This is a genomic window from Teredinibacter purpureus (assembly GCF_014217335.1).
Taxonomy (GTDB): Bacteria; Pseudomonadota; Gammaproteobacteria; order Pseudomonadales; family Cellvibrionaceae; genus Teredinibacter; species Teredinibacter purpureus.
Genome location: NZ_CP060092.1, coordinates 2,267,150 through 2,286,204 on the forward strand (window position 1 = coordinate 2,267,150; position 19,055 = coordinate 2,286,204).

Here is a 19,055-nt window from a genome sequence, read left to right on the forward strand (position 1 = left end):
TTTAAATAATAGTTAACGGCATCGTTCTAATGGCTGAATAGTGAAATGCTATCAACAATGATTTTTGATGGCGACTCGGCTCCCGCAATAGGCGGGCGTTTGAATGTTTTATAATGCTGTATAAAGGCGGTGATCAACTTGTTGTTGTAACCACTTAGTACAGCATTTTCGCCTAGCCCTTCCTCTCGTTCCGTCGCCTTTCGCATCAGTAGGCAGGGAAGACCGAGATAATAGCATTCTTCTTGGTTGCTGCCTCCGTCGGTTATTAGGTATTCGCAGTTTTTTAAGAGGGAAGTGAATTTAAAATAATCGTATCGTGGGCAAAGTTCAATGCTTGGACATTCTTCGAGTTTTTTGAGTAAGTTATATTCTCGTAGTTTATTTTCGGTTGGTTTGTGAAGTATAAAACGTTTTTGAATGGAATCGTTTTGGGAAGTCAATGTGTTGACAATCTTGGATAGCATTTTCCGAGAAAATATATTTTCGAACCGATGTATTGAAATTATTCCGTAGGGCTGCCCTTGTTGTGTCGTTGCTCTTGGTGTTGCACTGATGGCGTCGTATAGAGTGTTCTCCCCAGTGTTAATTTTTACGCCCTTGACCTTGTTTAAGTTCTTGAGGGGGGCTTCTCCTGGGGCGAAGAAATAATCGGTTAGTTTGAAGGATAGTAGCCTAAGTATTTCTTCTGGAAAAGGGTGAAATAAATTGTGGGATCTTAATCCTGATTCAATATGCGCGGTTTTTAATCCTTGCCGTTTCCCAAGGAAAGTACCAAGCAATGTAGAGAATGTATCGCCGTGATTTAAGATTATGCCTTTCGTATCGTGTTTAAATAATTTGTTTAGATTTTTTCTATTCCAATTGGCTATAATTATCTGTATCGCCCAGTTGGCCATTTGCATGATTCCGGTGATATCACGGCCATTATACAGTGTGGCGTCAGGTTCCTTGTCAATGCCAAAGTTTTTTAAAATTAGATCCATTGTGTCTTTATGTTGGCCACTAAAAATGAAATTGTATGGAATCTTACGGTTTTGAAGCTCCTTCATTATTGGAGCCATTTTGATTAGTTGCGCTTTCGTACCAATAAAGACATGGATCATAATGTGAATAGCCCGTAATTTTTGACTAATATTCTAAAGAATGCGCATGGATAAGTCTGTGGCTCGACAATTTTTTGTTAAGTCACCGCTGGATATAAAATCAATGCTAGCGCCTTTGAATTCTTTGATAAGTTCGCTCGTAATATTGCCAGAGAGTTCGTACTGTGCTTTTTTCTCTAATTTCCCCGCTTCGGCCAGCATATCGGCACTAAAATTATCAAGCATTACAACGTCGGCGCCACCGGCTAAAGCTTGTTTTAGTTCGTCTAGGGTTTCTGTTTCAACTTCAACTAATTTGCCTGGCGCTATTGCTCTGGCTTTTTTGATTGCGAAGCTTATGCCGCCGCAGGCCGCAATATGGTTTTCTTTGATTAGAAAGGCGTCAAACAAGCCTATTCTATGATTATGGCAGCCGCCACAGGCAACCGCATATTTTTGAGCAGTACGTAGCCCAGGAATCGTTTTGCGGGTGTCTAATATTTTAATGTCGGTACCTTCTACGAGGCGAGCGTATGCTTTTGCTTTGGTCGCAATCCCAGAGAGTAACTGTAAAAAATTAAGGGCTGTACGCTCGCCAGTGAGTATTGAGCGTGTATTGCCTGTTAGGCTAAAAAGTGTTGTATTGGCTTTAACTTCTTGTCCATCAGTTACATGCCATTGAACCTTTTCGATGCCGCCGAGTTGTCGAAAGGTCTCGTTGACCCATTCTGTGCCACATACAACGCAATCTTCCCGAGTGATGACTTCGGCCGAATCAACTTTATCGTTATCGATAAGTTGAGCGGTAATATCTCCGTCGTGAATGTCTTCTTTCAATGCTTGCTGGACAGAGCGTTGTATGTCGATGCGGATATCGTCTAGTGTTAGGTTCATAGTGTAGCGATGTCTGTTGTTGGTTAGCGAGTATGTTGGCGGAGGGTTAATTGATTGCCTTCTTGGGTGAAATCTAGTGTTTTAAGCGCACTCATACCGAGAAGTATTTCATTATCGCCCATCATGCCTGGGTTGAGTGAAGCGCGTACATTGTGCAGTGATATTGGCCCAAGGCGTAAGTGGTCAATTGTTGTGGACCATACTTTCACTTTTCCGTTTGCCGTGGTTACGGTGAATGGAGCTCCGCGTTTAAGGCCTAGAACTCTTTCCATATTAGCGGGAATTGCAACATGAGTCGCGCCGGTATCAAGTAAGAATGTGACGGGATGGCCGTTTATATGCCCATTGGCGACATAGTGACCCCAGCGGTTTCGTTCTAGCGTTACATTAATTTCATGTTGCTGGATTTCCCCATTGACTTCGCGGTTGGGGTTGTAATCGTTTTCTTCTTGGTTGGAGAAAAACAAAGTCAGCCCTGTTAGCACAAGTATCCAGCAGGCGATTAACATACCTTTTCCGGCGCTTTTTCCTGGGGGTTGTTGGCTAGGCATAGGGACTCTGGGTTAGGGGATGAATATTTAGCGAAATAAGGTTCGCGATAGACTGTATTTTTTGATTATAACAACTCATATTTGATAGGTCATAGAAGTATTAAGTGGTTCACGCTTTGCCCTAGTGCGTGTGATACATCTCTCGAACCCATCAAGCTTCCGTAGGCGCGCGGAGCGCATCCAGTATACTGAAACGTAGCTGCTCGACTAATACTGTCAGCAACTGAGAATTATTGTCAGTTCAATGCTTATATAGGTGTTAATAGGAGGCGATACGTGCCTGAAAATGCCAAAAAAACAGCAAATGTGAAGGTAGTACATTTGGAACCTGAAAGTCAAAAAATGGCCAGAGCACGCATTGCTCGGTTACCGGCCGCCATCCATGCTGTTCACGAGAAAGGTAAGCAGCTGCTTCAGCAGCAACTAAAAGCTTTTTTTGACCAAGCTGACGACTCCCTTTTTAGCCTCGCTGATAAGGCCGCGTCAAACCAAGAGCAGAATATCTATTTTGACTCTATGCGCGAAGTACGTGTGCAGCGTCGAGGTATTGAAAAACGTTTTAACAGCTCTATTGATGACGCTTTTGCGAATTTGGCGTCTAATCAGGTCCAGCCAGAAAATACGTCGTATGGTGATACCCTCGATGGTGAGGCGCTTTCGCTGGTTCAGAACGATGAACTTGAAGAGATGGTCGCAATGGAATCGTCCGTTACTCGGGCGAATAGCGAATATGCCGAAGCGGTGCAACAAATATCCTTGCGATTGGATAGTTTAGTGCCTGTAAAAGTGTATCAAGCGAATAACCCTCTAGGACCGGAGGTGTTAGCGAATGCATTTATCGATCAAGCTAAGCGTCTCGATATTGATATTAAAGCTAAATTGGTTTTATTTAAGCTATTTGATCGGACGGTGATGCAAAATTTAGGAGCCCTTTACAGCACTGTCAATCAATTGCTAGTAGAGCATAATGTATTGCCCTCGCTTAGCGTAAAAGGCACCTCTAGTACCGCTTCTCATGGCGTGCATAATGTTTCCCAAACGATACAATCAGCGGCAACAATGGCTGTTGAATCTGGGGCCGGTAACACGTTAAGCCATGAGGTTGTTGCGCTTATTCAAACGATGCTGGACCAGCAGCAAAAGCCTGTTATGGGTGGGGTTGTTGCCGAGGTTGTGCAGCTACTCTCTATGGTTCAAAAATCGCCATCGCCTGTCACGAATGTTAATGGTGGCATTAACGCGTTAGAGTTAATCGGCCAGTTACAACAACAAAGCGGTAGTGAAGCCTCTATTGGTCGCTCCGAGCAAGAGGTGATTAATCTTGTCGACATGTTGTTCAATTTTATTCTCGAAGATCGAAACTTAGCGGTAGAGATGAAAGCTCAAATCAGCCGTATGCAAATTCCAATGGTGAAGGTCGCGCTATTAGATAAGTCTTTTTTCGCGAAGGGTGGGCATTCCGCTCGGCGGCTGCTTAATGAAATTGCGACGGCTGCGCTGGGTTGGCAGCCTCCAGTAGGAAAAGGTAAGAGCGACCCTCTTTATCAAAAAATTAATGAGGTTGTTGTTACATTGCTGACCCGTTTCGATACGGATGTCAGTATTTTTAATGACCTTTTAGCCGATTTTTCTTCTTTTGTTGCGAAAGATCGCCGTCGTGCAGCGATACTCGAGCGCCGTACGCTTGATGCCGAAGACGGAAAAGCAAGGGCTGAAGTGGCACGCACCATTGTGGCGATTGAAATAGAGCTTCGTACGGTTGATAGGGTGCTACCACCCGTGGTTAAAAAGCTTATAGATGGCCCCTGGAGCAACGTGCTGTTCGTGAACAATTTGAAGTATGGCAGTCATTCCGATAGCTGGATGGGTGCATTGAAAACACTCGAAGATTTAGTGTTGAGCACTCTTCCTCCGAGATCGGCAGAAGAGCGAAAGACGCTTATTCAGCTAGTGCCAAAGTTGTTGCAGCGATTGCGCTCAGGGCTGGACTCTATCTCGTTTAACCCATTCGAAATGTCCGAGATATTTAAAGAGCTGGAAAATGTTCATTTGGCGTGTATTCGCGGAGAAGGAATAGAAATTGAGGTCGCCGAAGAGGCGGTCTTGCCCGAAGAGGAGGTTCTCGATGAGATTACTGAAATCTCGGGTGATCTATTAGCGGATGTTGACGCTGCATTGGGTATCGAACCTGAGACCAGTCATTCAGGAGGGGCGAGCGAAGTGTCGGGTGTTACTGCCGCACCATCACGGCAGGAAAGAGACCAAGAAAGTCGCCAACATAGTGACCACACACCGCAGCAAAACGCAAAAACGGTTGTTACTGCTGATGTCGCTTTTCCACCTGACGATGCTTTTATGTTACAAGTGAACAGCTTTGTCCAAGGTGCTTGGTTTGAAATGACCGATGAAGAAGGCATCATGGCACGCTGTCGTTTAGCGGCCGTGATTAAACCTACCGGCAAGTATATCTTTGTGAATCGCAACGGTATGAAGGTCGCTGAAAAGGCGCAGCAGGAGCTGGCTCAGCTATTGAAACAAAATCGTTTACGAGCGTTGGATAATAGTATGTTGTTCGATCGCGCGCTAGAAACCGTGGTATCGGGGCTTCGTAAGACTTAAATCAAGGCGCCATACTTACACTGCGCACATTTTATGTGGGATTTTGCGCATTGCTTTGGGCTTGCTTTTACTCAAAAGCTTGAGGTGAAAAAGGTACACCACTGGCTACTCTCAACGACCTATGCGCATTGCTTCTCGACTCCTCCCCTCATTCTTTAGGCCAAGGACGGCGTTTAATCGGCGTGTTATGTGTGTTTTATCAGGTTACTATACTGCCTAGGTTTAATTGAATGGAGTGTAACGATGAGTGCAATCGAGAACGGTTGGTATCGGCACGCACGTGTAGCGCGCTCACCTAATTATAATGATCGCCCCGCTAACACACTTGTCTCTCTTTTGGTTATTCACAATATTAGTTTGCCCCCGGGGGAATACGACAACACTTATATTGAACAGTTCTTTCAAAACGTCTTGCCCGTGGGCGCTCATCCGTACTTTAAAACGATTGAAAAACTGCAGGTGTCTGCACATTGCGTCATTAGACGCGGTGGAGAGGTGGTGCAGTTCGTGTCTTTCGATCATCGCGCGTGGCACGCCGGCGTTTCGGTCTTTGAGAATAGAGAAAACTGTAATGACTATTCTATTGGTATAGAGCTGGAGGGGACTGATACCGAGCCCTATACTACAGAGCAATATCGCTCGCTAGGCACCTTAACTAAGAGTATCCTGCGACAATTTCCGGCCATTAATGCTGTGCGCAGAATCGTGGGGCATAGCGATATATCGCCCAATCGGAAGACGGATCCTGGGCCTGCTTTTGACTGGCCCTACTATTATTCCCTGCTGAACGATGCACATTAACCTGGAGGCTCTATGAATCTGTTCATAGTCATTATCGCTATAGCTTTTATTCAAGTGTGGGGAGCGTCGAACCCTTTACATCGCGATGCTTGGTTTTTTTCGTGGACGAATCGTGTTGTAAAAAATGACATGATCGGCGCGGATTTTAAGGTAATTCTTGCGGTTGGCCTGCCGGTGTTAATATTGCTGGGGCTTGCTGCTGTTGCTATGCAGTTTTCACAATGGTTGCTTCTCCCGTTAGGTGTTGTGGTTTTGCTCTATAGTTTTGGTCGCGGAGAGTTCGGCGATATAGTCGCAGAGTATACAAAGGCGTGCTATATCGAAGATTGGCGTTCGGCTTTGGAGCGAGCGGAGCGCTTAGGTGTGGATACAATCGATTTACGAGAAGGGGATTGGTCTGAGCTACATGAACATGTGTTAAACGAAGCGGGTTATAGAGGCTTTGAACGTATGTTTGCCATCTTATTTTGGTTTTTTGTTTTAGGCCCTGTTGGGGCGATAATGTATCGATTGGTGTTTTTGTTTTCTCACGAAGCTCAACCCAATGACGATTTGGCCAGGCGATTACGGTGGATGTTAGAGTGGCCGGCGGTACGATTGTTAGGTTTGTCTTTTGCGCTTACCGGAAACTTTGTTGGATGCTTCCAGCGCTGGAGGGAATGTGTTTTTTGTGCGAAAAGAACCACTATAGCCGTGCTCAGCCCCTTAATTTTGGGGGCGCTTATGGTCGATGAGGGGTTGGCTCAGACGTGTGAAGTGACGAGAAAAGAATTAAACCTGCTTAATGGTCTTTACACGCGTACCCTATGGTTTTGGCTCGCTACGGCCTCTGTGTTAATCATCTTAATCTAGCTGGTGAGGGCGTTGTTTCGTTTTGTTAAGCTATTGATTGTAAAGAGATAATTGTTTTTTTGGGAGAAGCTTTTACACTACGCTAAGGGGAATTTACGTGAATGACGGAAACGGCTTGACCTCGTTAGATCATAAGCATAATATGAGCTTCCTTACCGGCTGGCTGTACATGCATACAGTTCTCCCCTTCGCACGGATGCGGCCATAGTACCCTTGAAGAAGCCCCTCCCTTGGCTTCTACCCCTGAACTAAGAGTGCGGTACCTCCAGCCCGGTAAGGCCCTTCTTTATATAGGTGTAATACCTATAATACCTATAAGACAGCTTCCATTGGGTTATCTATTCCCTACCTTTTATTCTTTTGATGGGATGCGATTAAAACCGCAAGTATTATGGCGGGAATGCCCATTACAGCGGCATATAAGAAAAAAGTCGAATAGCCAAATTGGTCAACAATAACCCCAGAAAAACCGCTTTGAAATTTACCCGGAAGGGTCATTAAGGAAGAGAACAGAGCGTACTGGGTGGCCGTGTAGGCGCGGTTGGTTAGGCTCGATAGATAGGCGATAAAGCTCGCGGTGGCGAATCCTCCGCTTAAATTATCGGCACTAATGGTAATAATGAGCCATTGTTGTTCTGCCCCCACAATAGCGAGCTGCATGTAAAGCAGGTTTGTTATAGCCACAATAACGGCGCCGAAAATTAACGGGCGGTATACCCCAAATCGAGCGACACAAAGGCCCGCAATAAAGCCCCCAATAATTGTCATGGCAAAACCGTACAGTTTCGAAATACTGGCTATTTGTGTTTTAGAAAAGCCAAGATCTAAATAGAAAGGGTTAGCCATAATACCCATAGTGATGTCGCTAAGCCTGAAGAGCCCAATAAACACCAAGATGAGTATGGCAAAGCGACCGTTACGTTGGAAAAAATCAATAAAGGGGTAAACAACGGCGTGGTAAAACCAGGTTGCCGTCAAGATCTCTTCTAGGTTTGTTGAGGGTGTACCACCGCTAGGTTCTTGAATTCTAAGTGTAAACAGGATACCGGCGCCCATGAGGGCCGCCATCGCATAATACGCGGTAGGCCAATCAATGATATCGGCGATAAATAAGCTGCCGGCGCCCGCGACCAGTAAGGCTAATCGATAGCCAAGGTTATAGGTCGCAGCCATCGCTCCTTGGTATTCAACTTGTGCGATTTCTATGCGATAGGCATCTATCACAATATCTTGTGTAGCAGAAGAAAAGGCAACGAGAACCGCACATAATGCGACAACAAGTAGTTGGTCAGATGGGTCTGTAAGTGCCATTAATACAAGGCCGGCCACAATGCCTAATTGGGCGAGCAGTAGCCAACTACGTCGTTTTCCCATCGTTTGCGTTAGAAAAGGTAGCGCGAGATTGTCGACAATGGGAGCCCAGATAACTTTGACAGAGTAGGTGATGCCAACCCAGCCAAAAAAGCCTATTGCTGTGCGGCTCACATCCATATCGCGTAACCAAGTACTTAAAGTTGAAAAGACGAGTAAGTATGGCAACCCGGCAAAAAACCCCAGTACAAGCATCAAGAGAACGGGGCGTTTTGTGTATAGCTTTAGGGCGTCGATCCAACTAATGGTTGCTGGCGGGTGAGGGTTAGAGGTCAAGATGTGAACTGCCTGTAGTGGTGACTAGAAAGTGTAACCCTACCGGCTCTATGAGGCTAGAGCTAGTAGTGGGAACCTTGTGTTTAACAATTGTGCCCACATAGTAGTTGTTACAGTTGTTACGGAGCTAGTTTGTGAGAGTTATTCTTTTCTTGTTCGTAGTCATTCCTATTCTCGAAATGTGGTTACTGATAACCGTTGGCGGTGTTATTGGGCCGCTTCCCACGATTGGGCTCGTATTATTGACGGCCATGCTTGGGGTAGTGCTTATACGACAGCAGGGCTTCAGTACGTTAACGCGTGCGCGTGCGAAAATGAGTGAGGGGAAGCTCCCTGCCAGCGAAATGATCGAGGGCTTGTTTTTAGCTATTGGTGGCGCTTTGCTCCTTACACCGGGCTTTTTTACAGATGCTCTTGGGTTTGCGTGTGTTCTACCCGGTATTCGGCATCTCATGATTGCGTGGGGTGTGCGGCAATTCAAATTTCGAAATGTGACTACCCCGAGAGCCCCCGGTGAAAATACGGGCAATGCTCGCCACACAATCGATGGCGAATTTCGTCGAGAAGATTAAATAATTGTCTGTTTATCTACAGTTTTTCGCCTTTTGGGTGTTGAATTCCCTGAATCGGCACCCATCTTGGGGTACACAAAGCTTTCGTTGCGCTGCTACAGGCTGTAAAGACGCGGCGCAGCAAATAAAACTTGCTCCACTTCAGAGCAAATGTGTTTAAAAACGCTAATTATTGGAGAGATCATCAATGAAAATTCGTCCTTTACACGATCGTGTTGTGGTTCGCCGCAAGGAAGAAGAACAAACTTCAGCTGGCGGCATTGTGTTGCCAGGTTCAGCTAAAGAAAAGCCAAATCAAGGCGTAGTTGTTGCTGTTGGCTCCGGCCGCGTATTAGACAACGGCGAAAACCGTCCTGTTGACGTAAAAGAAGGTGACGTTGTCGTTTTCGGTAAATATGCCGGTAGTGACACTATTGAAGTGAATGGCGAAGAGCTGGTTATCCTCAGTGAGAGTGATATCAAAGCGATTGTTGAATAATTGCTGGGTAAAGCCCCTGTAAACTTCATTCGAATGTAAGATTTAAACTTAGCTAGTAAGGAAAAAATGACCATGGCAGCTAAAGACGTAAAATTTGGTGACGAATCGCGCCAAAAAATGTTGGCCGGTGTAAACATTCTCGCCGACGCCGTAAAAATCACCTTGGGCCCTAAAGGTCGCAATGTTGTATTAGATAAAGCTTTTGGTGCTCCGACCGTAACAAAAGACGGTGTTTCTGTAGCGAAAGAAATCGAATTGGCTGATAAATTTGAAAACATGGGCGCACAAATGGTTAAAGAAGTTGCGTCAAAAGCGTCTGATGACGCTGGTGACGGAACGACTACGGCAACTGTATTGGCTCAAGCCATCGTCAATGAAGGTTTGAAATCTGTTGCGGCAGGCATGAACCCAATGGATCTTAAGCGCGGCATCGATAAAGCTGTTATAGCGGCAGTTGAGTTTGTTCGCGCGAGTTCTCAGCCTTGTGAAGATGCTAAATCAATTGCGCAGGTTGGCACTATTTCGGCAAACTCTGATACCCATGTGGGCGATATCATTGCCGAAGCGATGGCAAAAGTAGGTAAAGAGGGTGTTATCACCGTTGAGGAAGGTAATAGCCTCGAAAACGAATTGGATGTTGTCGAAGGTATGCAGTTTGACCGCGGTTATTTGTCGCCATACTTCATAACAAACCAAGACAACATGAGCGTTGAGCACGAAGCACCGTTTATTTTGTTAGTGGATAAGAAAATCTCCAACATTCGCGAGCTATTATCTGTGCTTGAAGCTGTAGCGAAAGCCGGTAAGCCGCTTATCATTATTGCTGAAGATGTTGAAGGCGAAGCCTTGGCGACTTTAGTGGTTAACAATATGCGCGGTATCGTAAAAGTTGCGGCGTGTAAGGCTCCTGGCTTTGGTGATCGTCGTAAAGCTATGTTGCAAGACATCGCGATATTGACGGGTGCTACTGTTATCTCTGAAGAAGTTGGTTTAGATCTAGAAAGTGCAACATTGGAGCACTTAGGGCAAGCTAAACGTTTCAGCATGAGTAAAGAAAACAGTGTAATCGTAGATGGCGCTGGTGTTGCTTCAGACATTCAAGCACGTGTTAGTCAGATTCGTGCACAAATCGAAGAGACAACGTCTGAATATGATGCTGAAAAACTGCAAGAGCGCGTTGCTAAATTAGCTGGCGGTGTAGCGGTAATTAAAGTTGGTGCAGCCACTGAAGTTGAAATGAAAGAGAAGAAAGCACGCGTAGAAGATGCATTGCATGCAACTCGTGCGGCGGTTGAAGAAGGTGTTGTACCTGGTGGTGGTGTTGCGCTTATTCGCGCCGTCAGCGCTATTGCAGACCTAAGAGGCGATAACGAAGACCAAGATGCCGGTATAGGTATTGCGCGTCGTGCAATGGAAGCTCCGTTGCGTCAAATCGTTACCAACGCTGGTGAAGAAGCATCGGTTGTGGCTGAAAAAGTACGTAACGGCGAAGGTAACTTTGGTTACAACGCAGGTACTGGCGTGTATGACGACATGATCGCGATGGGAATTCTTGACCCAGCAAAAGTAACGCGTACTGCATTGCAGGCCGCAGGCTCTATTGCTGGCTTGATGATTACCACCGAAGCGATGGTCGCCGATTCGCCAGAAGATAAGTCTGCCGGTGGCGCTCCAGATATGGGCGGTATGGGTGGTATGGGTGGTATGGGCGGCATGATGTAAGCGTCGTTCGCTAGTATTACCGTAAACGGCTCCCTTTGGGGGCCGTTTCTTTTGGTCTAAAGTAAAGTTAAATAAAGCGTACTTGTTCCTCAATGCTGCTTATTGAAGAGCAATACAGTTGTACTATGGATATTGCTACCGATAAAACTGATGGAGTTGTCGTTTGGGCTATATGGCGGCTGGCTCTGAGTCTTTGAATTACATTATTGTTGTACCTTAAAAAGGAATATTACACATGGCAATTGAATTACCCGCTCTGCCTTATGCACAAGATGCTTTGGCACCTCATATTTCCGCTGAAACATTAGCGTTTCATTATGGAAAGCATCACAACACTTATGTCGATAAGTTGAATGGTCTGATACCCGGTACTGAGTTTGAGGGTAAAAGCCTAGAGGACATTGTAAAAACTGCTACTGGTGGCGTATTTAATAATGCGGCTCAAATTTGGAACCACAGTTTTTACTGGAATTGTTTGTCACCCAATGGTGGTGGACACGCTACCGGCGATATAGCCGATGCCATTAATAAGGCTTTTGGTTCTTTTGATGCGTTTAAAACCCAGTTTACACAGTCCGCGATTAATAACTTTGGTTCGAGTTGGACGTGGCTGGTGAAAAAAGCCGACGGCAGTGTTGAAATTGTCAATACATCAAATGCCGCTACACCGTTGACCGATGAGACCGTAACGCCTCTGCTGACGGTCGATCTGTGGGAACACGCTTACTATATTGACTACCGCAATGCTCGCCCTGCGTACATGGACGCTTTTTGGCAGCTGGTCAATTGGGAGTTTGTTAACAGCAACTTATAACCCTAGATCGCGAGAATGAGTATAAAAACCGTGTTCTTTGGAACACGGTTTTTTTTCGCCCAAAATTAAGTGCTGATGGCGGATCAATCCGGCTTAAAAGGGTACGACCAATAAAATGCGTATCAACAAACTGGCTATACTTTATTGTGGAAGTACCACTTGTGCCGAAAAAACGAGTTCAACAACATGGATAGTTTTATAACAATAATACTGCGTTATAGCGTTTTAATACTGCTCATGTGGGGGTTCTGGAGTGGCGTGTCAGCTGAAACGTTTCGCATGGCAACGCACGAAACTATTCACCACGCATTTCCAGAAGTCGAGAATCGATTAGTGCTGGCTTACGCCGCCCTAGGGCATACGTTAGAGTTAAAAGAGGTGCCAGTACTGCGTTCTTTAGCGTTAAGTAATAGAGGTGACTTAGATGGAGAGCTGATCCGTATACGCTCCATTACCGATTACGCACCCAATTTGCGCCTTATCGACGTTCCGGTAGCTTACGCCGAAGTCGCCATTTTTACGGCAGACCAAAGCAATATTCAGACTATCTACGATCTAGCAGGAAAGCGTATCATCACAACGCTGGGCACGAAGCTTCCCAAAGACTTGAGCGAGCAATATGGGTTTAGCTTGATGATGGCGCCAAGTGTCGAGGCCGCGTTTCAAATGGCCTCTCGTGGGAGAGGCGCGGGCGTGTTGTATACCGCTCGGGAGGGCCGTCAAATATTAGATAAACTGAACCTTACGGGCCTTGCTGGTTGTTATTTGCCCGTTGGGCGTTACCCTCTCTATCACTTCGTACATAAAAAAAATAAACATTTAATTGACGATCTCCTTAATGTCCTGAGAGCGTCCGATCAGCTGTGAACGAGATATTGGGATTGCATTTTTACAGTGCTGGTATAAAGTAAGCTGTTCTTTTTAACGACAATAAACTACATATTTGGGGCTAATTATGGAGATTGTAGATTTCCTATTCCGTTGGGCACACTTACTCTTTGGCATTACATGGATTGGAATGCTGTACTACTTCAACTTTATTCAAACGGAATACTTCAAGGAAGCTGATGGTTCCGCGCTGCCAGACGTTAAAGCGAAGCTCGCGCCGCGTGCTTTGTGGTGGTTTCGTTGGGGCGCGATGTTTACCTTTGTTTCAGGTGTTATTCTTCTTGGCGGTGTTCAGCACAAGACCTTAATGAACGATTACATCATTTTAGGTGCCTTACTCGGTACGTTTATGTTCCTTAACGTTTGGTTAATTATTTGGCCAAAGCAGAAGATTATTCTGGGCTTGGCCGAAGGTGATGCCGCCGCTTCAGCGCCAAAAGCAGCGCTAGCTTCGCGAACTAACACGTTATTTTCTGGGCCTATGGCTTTTTGTATGCTGGCTTCGCCGCACTTAGGGTATAGCGCAGACTATCTGGTTGCGGCTAATGGCGCTAGTTTGGGCTTGTGGCTATCGATTGCTTTGGCTGTATTGCTTCAGGTAAATGCAATAGTGGGCAAACCTGGGCCTATCGCCAGCGTTCGTGGTGTGATTCACATGAGTCTTGCGTTAACTGCGGTATTCTTCTTGCTTAATCTATACCTATAACAACCTTACCGACTACAACACGTCGAACGCCCTTATGGGGGTTCGGCTTTCCCTTATTTCTGGTTTAGTTTCATGAACGATCGAAAAGAACCCACTTTAAACCCTATTCGTCCAGAGCAGGATGAGATAGTCAGACATCGTCAGCGCTCAACGCCGCCTAAGGCATCCGCCAAAGTGCACACGCCTGTACGCCCTGTCATCGTTAAATCGCCGTTGGCGCCCATTGCTTTTATGCTGGCCATTGCGGGTGTTGGTTTGGCAGGTTTTTCGTATTGGCAATTAGTGCAAACCCAGCAAACTCTCTCGGCAGCAGATGCTCGAATCGTTGCTCTCGAAGGACAGTTACAGTTAACGGGTGACGAATCCAGCGCCTCGGTTACCGCTTTACAGGCAAAACTGAAATGGGCCGATTCAGAAATTCGTAAATTGTGGGGTGTATCGTACGACCGCAACAAGAAAGATATAGCAGAGAACAAACAGCAAATTGCAGTGCTTAAAAATGGCGCGAAATCGGTCGACAGCAAAATTCAAACGGCGCTTAAGAACACGACAGCCGAAATTAATCTAATTAATGATTTACTCGACTCTCAGCAAAGCGCTATGAGCGGGGTGGAAAGTAAAGCCCTATCGCAGACGACTCAAGTACAGGCGCTTACTGATAAAATCCGTTTATTAGAAAAAACGGAGGCAGACCTTAAACGCCGTATTAGCACTAACGAAGAGGCTATTCAGGCTATCGATGCTTTTCGCCGCAGTGTTAATCAACAACTGCTACAGTTAAATACCGAGCGAATGCCTTAGGCCTATTTGTCTCTTTATTATTCGCTTCTTTATGATTTACCACTCTCTGAAAAAATACTCAGAGGGTGTAAAATACCTATCACTTAGCTCTATGAGCGCCCCCTTTTAATCGTTTCAAGCTGGAACCCTCCATGACTACAGTAATCCGTCAGGAAGACATCATTGCCAGTGTGGCAGATGCCTTGCAGTTTATTTCTTATTATCACCCTAAAGATTTTATCGACGCCGTACACGATGCATATCAGCGAGAGGCCAACCCCGCGGCAAAAGACGCTATGGCTCAAATTCTGATTAACTCTCGCATGTGTGCGCAGGGGCATCGGCCTATCTGTCAAGACACCGGTATTGTGACGGCCTTTGTGAATGTAGGTATGGAAACTCAGGTGGAAGGTGGTATGAGTTTCGATGAGATTATTAATCAAGGTGTGCGTGAAGCGTATCAAAATCCGGATAATGTCTTACGGGCTTCTATCCTTTCTGATCCCGACGGGGCTCGAAAAAATACAGGGGATAACACGCCAGCGGTTATTCATTACAAAATGGTGCCGGGTAACACCATCGATATTCATGTGGCAGCTAAAGGCGGTGGTTCTGAAGCAAAATCAAAATTTGCCATGCTAAACCCTTCTGATTCTGTTGTTGATTGGGTGCTTAATATCGTACCCACAATGGGCGCGGGGTGGTGTCCACCTGGCATGCTGGGTATTGGCATTGGTGGGACAGCAGAAAAAGCCATGCTACTCGCGAAAGAAGCATTATTAGACCCCGTAAACATCCAAGATTTACGGGAGAAGGGTGCGAGTAATCGGGCTGAAGAATTACGATTAGAGTTGATGGATAAAGTGAACGCTCTAGGCATCGGTGCACAGGGTTTAGGTGGCCTTACCACGGTGCTAGATGTCAAAGTTAAGGATTTTCCTACACACGCGGCGAATAAGGCGATAGCGCTCATTCCGAATTGCGCCGCCACGCGCCACGCGCATTTTACGTTAACGGGCGAAGGTCCAGCATTGCAAACACCACCGGCACTAGAAGATTGGCCCGAAGTGAGCTGGGAAGTAGGCGATAGTGTAGAACGAGTAGATTTAGATAGCATAACACCTGAGGCAATTGCACAGTGGCAGCCGGGTCAGACACTATTGTTAAATGGTAAATTGTTGACCGGTCGAGATGCTGCGCATAAGCGGTTGGTGGAAATGATTGAAAACGGCGACGAAATGCCCGTTGATTTCACTAATAAATTTATTTATTACGTAGGCCCAGTAGATCCCGTTGGTGACGAAGTTGTAGGCCCTGCCGGCCCAACTACCGCCACTCGAATGGATAAATTTACCCGAACGGTACTAGAAAAGACCGGTTTGATTGGAATGGTCGGCAAGGCCGAGCGCGGCCCAGTTGCCATCGAGGCAATTAAAGATAATAAAGCGGTCTATTTAATGGCTGTTGGTGGCGCGGCGTACTTAGTTTCTAAAGCTATTGTGGGAGCGAAAGTCCTCGCGTTTGAAGATTTGGGTATGGAAGCGATTTATGAGTTTGAGGTAAAGGATATGCCGGTTACTGTCGCAGTGGATAGTGAAGGTGTTTCCGTTCATCAAACGGGGCCTAAAATCTGGCAAGCGAAAATCAAAGAGCAAGCACTTAACCTACAATAGAGTAGCCTCCCAGCCCGTTGAGTATTCGCGTGTCTGGGAGTGTCTTTCATTGATTATCGCTTCAACAAGGAACGTCCTTATGCTTAATGCTATACCGTTAAAGGAGCAACATTGCGACGCTTGTCGAGCGGATGCTCCAAGGCTCAGTGAGGGCGCTCTCGCAGAATTACAAAAGACCTTGCCGCAGTGGAAAATAATAACGGTAGATTCTATCGCGCAGCTTGAACGAGCCTTTCTGTTTGCCAACTTTAGTGAAGCAATGGCGTTTGCTCAGGCCGTAGGTGAATTAGCTGAAGCCGAAGGTCACCACCCTGCTTTGCTAGTGGAGTGGGGCAGGGTGACAGTGCGTTGGTGGACACATAAAATAGGTGGGTTGCACCGCAATGATGTACTAATGGCCGCAAAAACTAATTCTCTCCCGTTGTAACTCGGGTGTCGCCCGATTCATTTTATTCCAAAACAGCCTATTCACACCCTCACGCTTGGTGCTTCACCGCTATACTTCAGTTAGTGACAGATTAGTGATTTGTACACGTGGACGTATATTTGAAAGGAAAAATGCATAGTTGAAAGCGGCGAGGTGAAGTGGCCCTCATGCGTATTAGTGATAGTAGACTCAAGACAAAGCTTACATTAATGGCCGTATTGTCTGCCGCTGCAGCGATATTGTGTGTGGTGATTGCGTTCGTCATTCAAGATCTACAGCTCGTAAACCGTATAAAAAGTGAACAAACAAAAACTCACAATAACGTCTTAGCCAATCATCTTGCGATTGCGCTTAGAGAGCCTTATCCAATACTTGTTGAGCAGCTACTGAAAACGTCAATCAGTGAGCACGGCATTATCGCCGCCGCTGTTGTGGGCCCATCCGATAGGGTCTATGCGAGTCACCAGTTCAAAGGTATCGAGAATGGCCAGCGAGCCTCTCCTACGCAACTCAACACGCTGGTACAGGCCCAGAATAATCACGCTCCTGTTAGTGTTCATTACACAAAAGTCCCATTAGAGGGGAATCGGTACGCAACATTAGTCACCGTAGTTAGCCGTTCTGATGTGCAAAAACGTATTGGCTTTATGATGGGGTATTCCGCCATGGCGGCAGTTCTTGCGCTACTCATCGCGACCGCTATTTCTTGGTTTGTACAAAAAGTTGTCTCTCAGCCCATTCGCCGGTTAATTGCTCTATCTCGTGGCGTAAAGTCGACGGGCGATTACGGTGTAAGAGCGATTGTTACGGGGCGAGATGAATTGGGCGAATTGGCGCAGGGCTTTAACGATATGCTCGAGCAAATTCAAGCACGCGATCAAAACTTAGAAAAACAAGTGCGTCAACGAACGCGCGAACTCGAAGAGCTTGCTGACGCGTTTCGGTATCGAGCGCTTCACGATGCCTTGACGGGTTTGCCCAACCGAGCGTTGCTGCGCGAAGAATTCTATCGTGCGGTAGCGCATGCGAACCGTTCAGGCTTGTCATTTGCGCTTATGCTTATTGATCTCGACGATTTCAAAGCGGTAAACGATACCTACGGCCATGACGTGGGTGACGAACTTCTGCAGCAATTTGCACGACGTTTACAAGACAGTGTTCGGGGTGAAGACCGCGTGTGCCGGTTAGGTGGCGATGAATTTGTAGCGCTTATGGAAGGGATTGGCAGCGACGCCATGATTCAAACCATTGGCGAGAATTTACGCGTAGATTTGGATAATGACCTAATAATTCGAGATAAGCCGATGCATATTACCGTTAGCATAGGCGCAAGTCTTTACCCTAAGAACGGCAAGCAGCTGACCGAGTTAAAACGAAAAGCTGATATCGCTATGTACGCCTCTAAGGCGGGCGGTAAAAACCAGCTAACCATTTATACTGCCAGCGTGGAGCAGGGTTCATCAGCGTTATTGGTAGCACAAGCTCAACTTGCAAAAGCAATTGGCAAGCATGAAATTAAAGTTGATTATCAACCGCAAGTGGACATAGAAGCGGGTAGTTTGGTGGCAGCAGAGGCCTTAGTGCGTTGGCATCACCCTGAGCAAGGTATTTTGCTGCCGAAAGACTTTATTGCGCTAGCCGAAGAGACGGGCCTTATTCAATCTATCGATCTCTATGTGTTGGATTGCGCTTGTAGACAAAGTGCCGAATGGTTGCGGGTGTTAGGCCGTGTTATTCCTGTGTCGGTTAACTTGTCTGGTGTTCATTTTCGTACGATAGAACTTGTCGATACCATTCGTGCTACCCTGAAGGCGCACCAGTTAACGAGCGAGCATTTGATTGTTGAGCTTACTCAATCCGTTTTAGGTGAGGATGAGCGAACAACACAAGACGTTGTAGCGGCTATACAAAAATTAAAGGTGCGCGTAGCACTGGATAATTTTGGGGTGGCCGATGCATCTTTGCATTATATGCGCAGTTTTCAAGTTGATATTGTAAAACTCGATAAAAGTTTTTCCCGTTTTGTTCATGAGAGCGAACGAGAAAACAAACTGGCTAAAGGTATTGTTGAAATGGCCAAACATTACGGTGTTGTTTTGGTCGCGGAAGGGGTTGAGTCAGAATCGCAAGCGCATAGTTTAACGTCACTCGGTTGTCATGTTATGCAAGGATATTGGTGCGCTAAACCTTGTGAAAACTACGCTTTTGAACGTTGGCTAGCAATGTTTGATCAAAACTACGTCGCATAATGGTGGCTTTAGTATCATAATAAAATAGACATTTTCTTCAATATTTTGAGAGTTCACTATGACCGAGACGACAAAAATTTCTGACAATGTGGTTCCACTGAAAAGGAAGAAGCCGGCCGAAATACATAAAGGGAAATCGCTTTGTCGCCACGGCTTTCATAAGTGGATAATAAAACAAGAAAAGCAATTCGATGTTAAGAAAGGTAAGTTGGTTACCCTTTGCAAATGTTCACGTTGCGGCAAAGAAAAAGTAGAACTCAAATAATGATGACGTTATTGCGCTCGTAGCTGGGGTGTTAT

18 protein-coding genes are annotated in these 19,055 nt (G+C 46.0%); 14 read left to right on the forward strand and 4 right to left on the reverse strand.

From position 1 onward, the window contains the following. Window positions 1-26 precede the first annotated feature (26 nt). The 3 genes from H5647_RS09810 to H5647_RS09820 are packed head-to-tail and all read right to left on the reverse strand — an operon-like array spanning window position 27 to window position 2,527. Window positions 27-1,103, reverse strand: a complete 1,077-nt coding sequence (locus H5647_RS09810) for a UDP-N-acetylglucosamine 2-epimerase (protein WP_045858187.1) — start codon at window positions 1,101-1,103, stop codon at window positions 27-29. 33 nt (window positions 1,104-1,136) lie between these two features. Further along, window positions 1,137-1,976 carry a carboxylating nicotinate-nucleotide diphosphorylase gene (gene nadC / locus H5647_RS09815; protein WP_045858190.1) on the reverse strand — a complete coding sequence of 280 codons (840 nt, stop codon included), beginning with the start codon at window positions 1,974-1,976 and terminating at the stop codon, window positions 1,137-1,139. Between the two features lie 23 nt (window positions 1,977-1,999). Further along, complete coding sequence (locus H5647_RS09820; protein WP_045858191.1) at window positions 2,000-2,527, reverse strand: retropepsin-like aspartic protease family protein; 528 nt, start codon at window positions 2,525-2,527, stop codon at window positions 2,000-2,002. Window positions 2,528-2,803: 276 nt separating this feature from the next. Here H5647_RS09820 and H5647_RS09825 point away from each other — a divergent pair, with 276 nt between their 5' ends. The 3 genes from H5647_RS09825 to ampE all read left to right on the forward strand — a co-directional run bounded on the left by H5647_RS09825 (window position 2,804) and on the right by ampE (window position 6,799). Beyond that, window positions 2,804-5,146: a DUF1631 domain-containing protein gene (locus H5647_RS09825; RefSeq protein WP_045858192.1), complete on the forward strand. Its 2,343-nt coding sequence runs from the start codon at window positions 2,804-2,806 to the stop codon at window positions 5,144-5,146. Window positions 5,147-5,389: 243 nt separating this feature from the next. Next, entirely contained in the window at window positions 5,390-5,947 is a 558-nt protein-coding gene (ampD, locus tag H5647_RS09830; RefSeq protein ID WP_045858194.1) for a 1,6-anhydro-N-acetylmuramyl-L-alanine amidase AmpD, read from the forward strand. A gap of 12 nt (window positions 5,948-5,959) precedes the next feature. Then, on the forward strand, window positions 5,960-6,799 hold the full coding sequence (gene ampE / locus H5647_RS09835; RefSeq protein ID WP_045858196.1) for a regulatory signaling modulator protein AmpE: 840 nt from the start codon (window positions 5,960-5,962) through the stop codon (window positions 6,797-6,799). A 345-nt stretch (window positions 6,800-7,144) separates the two neighbouring features. On the opposite strand, the gene H5647_RS09840 is transcribed toward ampE, so the two are convergent. Continuing rightward, window positions 7,145-8,446, reverse strand: a complete 1,302-nt coding sequence (locus tag H5647_RS09840; RefSeq protein WP_408034016.1) for an AmpG family muropeptide MFS transporter — start codon at window positions 8,444-8,446, stop codon at window positions 7,145-7,147. 134 nt (window positions 8,447-8,580) lie between these two features. Between H5647_RS09840 and H5647_RS09845 the strand changes: the two genes are divergently transcribed. From H5647_RS09845 to H5647_RS22140, 11 genes are all read left to right on the forward strand, one after another. Beyond that, the gene (locus H5647_RS09845; protein WP_045858199.1) at window positions 8,581-9,018 is read left to right on the forward strand and encodes an FxsA family protein; all 438 of its coding nucleotides are present in this window, start codon (window positions 8,581-8,583) and stop codon (window positions 9,016-9,018) included. Window positions 9,019-9,205: 187 nt separating this feature from the next. After that, window positions 9,206-9,496 carry a co-chaperone GroES gene (locus H5647_RS09850; RefSeq protein WP_045858200.1) on the forward strand — a complete coding sequence of 97 codons (291 nt, stop codon included), beginning with the start codon at window positions 9,206-9,208 and terminating at the stop codon, window positions 9,494-9,496. Window positions 9,497-9,568: 72 nt separating this feature from the next. Beyond that, window positions 9,569-11,218, forward strand: a complete 1,650-nt coding sequence (groL, locus tag H5647_RS09855; RefSeq protein WP_045858202.1) for a chaperonin GroEL — start codon at window positions 9,569-9,571, stop codon at window positions 11,216-11,218. A gap of 235 nt (window positions 11,219-11,453) precedes the next feature. After that, entirely contained in the window at window positions 11,454-12,032 is a 579-nt protein-coding gene (locus tag H5647_RS09860) for a Fe-Mn family superoxide dismutase (protein WP_045858205.1), read from the forward strand. A 186-nt stretch (window positions 12,033-12,218) separates the two neighbouring features. After that, on the forward strand, window positions 12,219-12,899 hold the full coding sequence (locus H5647_RS09865; protein WP_045858208.1) for a substrate-binding periplasmic protein: 681 nt from the start codon (window positions 12,219-12,221) through the stop codon (window positions 12,897-12,899). An 88-nt stretch (window positions 12,900-12,987) separates the two neighbouring features. Then, on the forward strand, window positions 12,988-13,626 hold the full coding sequence (locus H5647_RS09870; RefSeq protein ID WP_045858209.1) for a urate hydroxylase PuuD: 639 nt from the start codon (window positions 12,988-12,990) through the stop codon (window positions 13,624-13,626). Between the two features lie 72 nt (window positions 13,627-13,698). Continuing rightward, complete coding sequence (locus H5647_RS09875; protein ID WP_045858211.1) at window positions 13,699-14,427, forward strand: hypothetical protein; 729 nt, start codon at window positions 13,699-13,701, stop codon at window positions 14,425-14,427. Between the two features lie 131 nt (window positions 14,428-14,558). Beyond that, complete coding sequence (locus H5647_RS09880) at window positions 14,559-16,079, forward strand: fumarate hydratase (RefSeq protein ID WP_045858212.1); 1,521 nt, start codon at window positions 14,559-14,561, stop codon at window positions 16,077-16,079. A 79-nt stretch (window positions 16,080-16,158) separates the two neighbouring features. Next, entirely contained in the window at window positions 16,159-16,506 is a 348-nt protein-coding gene (locus H5647_RS09885) for a 4a-hydroxytetrahydrobiopterin dehydratase (RefSeq protein WP_045858214.1), read from the forward strand. A gap of 167 nt (window positions 16,507-16,673) precedes the next feature. Next, window positions 16,674-18,755, forward strand: coding sequence for an EAL domain-containing protein (locus H5647_RS09890; protein WP_045858216.1), 2,082 nt, complete (start codon window positions 16,674-16,676; stop codon window positions 18,753-18,755). Between the two features lie 58 nt (window positions 18,756-18,813). Continuing rightward, window positions 18,814-19,020 (forward strand): hypothetical protein, encoded by a 207-nt coding sequence (locus tag H5647_RS22140; protein WP_045858218.1) that lies wholly within the window; start codon window positions 18,814-18,816, stop codon window positions 19,018-19,020. The last annotated feature ends 35 nt before the right edge of the window (window positions 19,021-19,055 follow it).

Excerpts from the sequence above, each read along its gene's own strand:
- H5647_RS09810 (WP_045858187.1), bottom strand. The coding sequence starts at position 1,103 with ATGATCCATGTCTTTATTGGTACGAAAGCGCAACTAATCAAAATGGCT.
- nadC (WP_045858190.1), bottom strand. The coding sequence starts at position 1,976 with ATGAACCTAACACTAGACGATATCCGCATCGACATACAACGCTCTGTC.
- H5647_RS09820 (WP_045858191.1), bottom strand. The coding sequence starts at position 2,527 with ATGCCTAGCCAACAACCCCCAGGAAAAAGCGCCGGAAAAGGTATGTTA.
- ampD (WP_045858194.1), top strand. The coding sequence starts at position 5,390 with ATGAGTGCAATCGAGAACGGTTGGTATCGGCACGCACGTGTAGCGCGC.
- ampE (WP_045858196.1), top strand. The coding sequence starts at position 5,960 with ATGAATCTGTTCATAGTCATTATCGCTATAGCTTTTATTCAAGTGTGG.
- H5647_RS09850 (WP_045858200.1), top strand. The coding sequence starts at position 9,206 with ATGAAAATTCGTCCTTTACACGATCGTGTTGTGGTTCGCCGCAAGGAA.
- groL (WP_045858202.1), top strand. The coding sequence starts at position 9,569 with ATGGCAGCTAAAGACGTAAAATTTGGTGACGAATCGCGCCAAAAAATG.
- H5647_RS09860 (WP_045858205.1), top strand. The coding sequence starts at position 11,454 with ATGGCAATTGAATTACCCGCTCTGCCTTATGCACAAGATGCTTTGGCA.
- H5647_RS09865 (WP_045858208.1), top strand. The coding sequence starts at position 12,219 with ATGGATAGTTTTATAACAATAATACTGCGTTATAGCGTTTTAATACTG.
- H5647_RS09870 (WP_045858209.1), top strand. The coding sequence starts at position 12,988 with ATGGAGATTGTAGATTTCCTATTCCGTTGGGCACACTTACTCTTTGGC.
- H5647_RS09875 (WP_045858211.1), top strand. The coding sequence starts at position 13,699 with ATGAACGATCGAAAAGAACCCACTTTAAACCCTATTCGTCCAGAGCAG.
- H5647_RS09880 (WP_045858212.1), top strand. The coding sequence starts at position 14,559 with ATGACTACAGTAATCCGTCAGGAAGACATCATTGCCAGTGTGGCAGAT.
- H5647_RS09885 (WP_045858214.1), top strand. The coding sequence starts at position 16,159 with ATGCTTAATGCTATACCGTTAAAGGAGCAACATTGCGACGCTTGTCGA.
- H5647_RS09890 (WP_045858216.1), top strand. The coding sequence starts at position 16,674 with ATGCGTATTAGTGATAGTAGACTCAAGACAAAGCTTACATTAATGGCC.
- H5647_RS22140 (WP_045858218.1), top strand. The coding sequence starts at position 18,814 with ATGACCGAGACGACAAAAATTTCTGACAATGTGGTTCCACTGAAAAGG.